At 63.5% G+C, this 4,033-nt stretch carries 2 protein-coding genes and 1 pseudogene; all 3 read left to right on the top strand.

Annotated features, from left to right (window positions below):
* The coding region (gene rho, locus QZ079_RS08465; RefSeq protein WP_297037431.1) for a transcription termination factor Rho at positions 1-1,411 on the top strand (1,411 nt) is incomplete at its 5' end.
* A gap of 380 nt (positions 1,412-1,791) precedes the next feature.
* On the top strand, positions 1,792-2,757 hold the full coding sequence (locus QZ079_RS08460; protein ID WP_297037430.1) for a magnesium transporter CorA family protein: 966 nt from the start codon (positions 1,792-1,794) through the stop codon (positions 2,755-2,757).
* Positions 2,758-3,084: 327 nt separating this feature from the next.
* Positions 3,085-4,033: pseudogene (locus QZ079_RS08455) on the top strand (hypothetical protein); the annotation flags it as partial.

Below are 4,033 nucleotides of genomic sequence, written 5' to 3'. Positions count from 1 at the left end.
CCGCCGCGCCCACACGCAGCGTCGCGAGCATGTAAACGGCGCTAGCGCGGGTGTCAACGGTAACGGCGGTAACGCCAACGACCGTCGCAACCGTCAGCAGAATCGGAAGAACCGCAATAATCGCTTTGCTCCCACCGAGCCCACGCTCTCGCGCGACGACCTCTCGGCCATGAAGGTCGCGGAGCTCCGCGAGAAGGCGCGCGACTTCGATATCGACACTGCGGGCAAGAAGAAGGCCGAGCTCGTCGAAGAGGTGTACCTCGCCGCCGCGCGCGCCGAGGGTTTCCGCGACATCGTGGGGATCCTTGACATGTCGAACGAAGGCTTCGGCCATATCCGCGCGCACGGCTATATGCCCAGCCGCGACGACGCGTTCGTGCCTGCGAACATGGTGCGCGCCGCGCGTCTGCGCCCGGGCGACCTCATTGAGGGCACGCTTCGCCCCATGCGCGCGAACGACAAGTTCCCCGGGCTCGCCAAGATCAAGAGCATCAACGGGCAAGACCCCGAACTCATGCGCAACCGCCCGAAGTTCAGCGACCTCACGCCGATCTATCCCAACGAGCAGCTCAAGATGGAGCACGGCAAGGATTCCATCACCGGGCGCGCCATCGACATCGTGAGCCCCATCGGCAAGGGTCAGCGCGGCCTCATCGTTTCGCCGCCCAAGGCTGGCAAGACCACGATTCTGAAGAAGATCTGCCAGTCCATCGCCATCAACAACCCCGAGGTGCACCTCATCTGCCTTCTCGTGGACGAGCGCCCCGAGGAGGTCACGGACATGCAGCGCTCCATCAAGGGCGACGTGGTGGCCTCGACCTTCGACATGCCGGCCGACAACCACACGCGCGTCTCCGAGCTCGTGATCGAGCGCGCCAAGCGCATCGTGGAGATGGGCGGCGACGTCGTGGTGGTGCTCGACTCCATCACGCGCCTCGCGCGCGCCTACAACCTGGCGGCGCCTGCCTCCGGCCGCATCCTGTCCGGCGGCGTGGATTCCGCGGCGCTCTACCCGCCGAAGCGCTTCCTGGGTGCCGCGCGCAACATCGAGGGCGGCGGCTCGCTCACCATCCTGGCTTCCGCGCTCATCGACACCGGCTCCAAGATGGATGAGGTGATCTTCGAGGAGTTCAAGGGTACCGGCAATATGGAGCTCAAGCTCGACCGCGACCTGGCGGATCGCCGCATCTTCCCCGCAATCGATCCGGTGGCATCTGGCACGCGCAACGAGGACCTGCTCATCCCCGAGCAGATGCGCCCGTTCGTGTGGGGCATCCGTCGCGTGCTCGCCGGCATGCCGAACACCGAGCGCTGCGCGCAGGCGTTCATCAAGGGACTCAAGAGCACGAACACCAACGAGGAGTTCCTCATTCGCTCCGCCCGCCGCGCGCAGGAGCATGGCGAGTTCTAGAGATAATTTCCGTTCAGTGATAATTCCCGTCCAGGACTCGGATTCTCATCAACCGTAACACCACGGTCGCGCGAAGCCCTTTTTCGGCTTCAAGCGACCGTGGTGTTACGCTTTTCACAGGTGGGCGACCCGAGCTTCGGCGGATGGGCTGGGATTTGTGGGACTTTGGCACCAGGTCTCAAAGTCCCACTCTGGAGGAAGCGTCGCCCGCCGCACGCCCGTCCCGGTTACGTAAGCGCGCTGTAAGGGTTTTCGAGATTATGCGTAGTGCCTGGCGACGGGTGTGGCAGATGCTTTTGCCTTGCGGTATCGTGTGCGGGACGGCCGTGGGACTCAGAGACCTGGTGTTAAAGTCCCACTTACGACGAAAGGGGTGCGCCATGATCGAATGCTTCAAGACCCAAGAGACAGGTCGGATCGAGAAAATCGAGCAGCCTCAGGCTGGCTGCTGGGTCAACGTCGTGGCGCCCACGGCAGAGGAGCGCTCGTGGCTCGAAGGCGAGCTTGGCGTGCTGCCGGAGTTCGTGAGCTCCGCGCTCGACGAGGAGGAGACCTCGCGCATAGACTTCGACGAAGACGTGAACCAGACGTTCGTGATCGTGGACTACCCCATCGAGCCGGGGGAGGATGGCCGCGACGGCGTGCATCAGTACGACACGATGCCGCTCTCCATGGTGTTCATGCCGCAGAAAGGCATGTTCGTCACGCTATCGCTCTTCGAGAACGTGGTGACGCGCGACATGGCTGCCGGCCGTATCCGGGGCGTCGACACGCGCTACCGCACGCGCTTCCTGCTACAGCTCCTGTTGCGCATCTCCCAGCTCTACCTGGTGTATCTGCGGCGTATCGACCGGCTTTCGTCGCGTACCGAGGAGCGCCTGCACGCGTCCGTGCGCAACGAGGAACTCATTCAGATGCTCAACCTGGAGAAATCGCTCGTGTACTTCTCCACCTCGCTCAAATCCGACGAGGTCACGCTCAACAAGATCATGCAGGGTCGTATCATCCCGCTCTATGAGGACGATCAAGATCTGCTTGAGGATGTGCTCGTCGAGATCCACCAGGCCATCGAGATGTGCAATATCTACTCGAACACACTTTCCGGGACGATGGATGCATTCGCGAGCGTCATCTCGAACAACCTGAATATCGTGATGAAGGTGCTTTCCGTGATCACGATCGTGATGGCCATTCCGAACATCATCTTCGGCTTCTACGGAATGAACGTGGGGCTGCCGTTCGATGGCGTGCCCATCGTGGGGACATGGGTGTTTCCGACGGTGCTCGCCGCGGTGTGCTGTCTCATAGCTGCCTGGATTTTCAAGCGTAAAGGTATGTGGCACTAGTATTTTCGGCTCTGCACGTCGTTTTGGGTGTCGCTTTGGGAGCGGGTACGAAAGTGTCGTTTTTGACACCTTTGCACCCGCCCTCAAAGCGATGCTCTGTGCGGGCGTGAATTTTTGGGTTACGCTCGGCGATCGCATTTGCATTCTCGTGTGTTTTACCTCATAATCGAGCTAATGTTCGCGACGGAAAAACGCAGATGAAACGAACCACGATCCGTTGCAGAGAGGCTCCTTAGGCCGCACGCAACAACACCTTCGTTTTTTCTCAAGCGAATGCGGGCGTTTCGACCGGCATCTGCTGGTCGGACATGGTGCAAGGGAGTAGCCATGGCGGCTTCTGTTACAACGTCCCGAGCGATCTACGCTGGGCTTTCGTGCGGTTTCGCATTTGCCGTGCCGGTGTGCGCCTACGCGGTGACGCTCCCGTTCCCCCAGGCGAACGGTATCGTCGCGGGCTGCGCCATGCCGTTCACCGTCGGCGCGCTCGCTGGCGTGGGGCTCGTCACCGCTCTGTCCGCCGTTGCCGACCATCGCTCTGGAGATGCCGATCTCGAAGGTACCGCCGCGGTGGAAGAGGAGCACGCGCCCTCGCACCGCGCTGCTCGTTCCAACGGCAAGCGTGAGGCGCGCGCCCAGCACGCGCAGGATGGCGACGTGGAGCGCTTCTTCGGCAAGCGCGGTGTCCCGCGCGACGTGCCGGTGATCGCCCGCGCAGCTGGTGCCCCCTCGGAGGCTGCCGCTTGGGCGGATATCGACGCGCTGTTCGATGACGATTCACCTATCAGCTGCGACGCCTCGCGTTCGAAGGACATCTACCAGATCGCGTTCGAAGAGCTCCGCCGCGGTGCCGTCCACGCGGAGCGGCCTGCGGGCTCTGCTGCCGCTACCGGTCGTATGACGTCAATGAGTGCTCGCCCGGCGGCTGGAGCGTCTACGCCGCATGTTGCGGCCCCGCCCACCGCGACTCCCGCCCCCTCACGCCGCGCGCAGGCGCCCGCTGCGTCTGCTGCCGCGTCCACGGCCATGTTCATGGCGCTCGCGCAGCAGCGCGCCGCGGCGCATGCTGCCGAAGGTGCCGCGCAAGCGACCGGCCATGCTGTCGCACAGCCCTCTGCTCCTTCGTATGGGCTGCGAGCGGAGACTTCGGCCTATACCGTCCGCGACATGGGCTATGATCGCGATGCCGACGCGCGTGCCGCGCTCGCCTCGCTCGACCGCTTCGGTGGCCAGCGCCTCGCCACGCCCGCTGCCTCCGCGCCCGCGGCATCGGCTGGGG

The sequence above is a fragment of the uncultured Enorma sp. genome, from assembly GCA_905210055.1.
Lineage (GTDB): Bacteria > Actinomycetota > Coriobacteriia > Coriobacteriales > Coriobacteriaceae > Enorma.
This window is presented reverse-complemented; position numbering and strand designations above follow the sequence as displayed.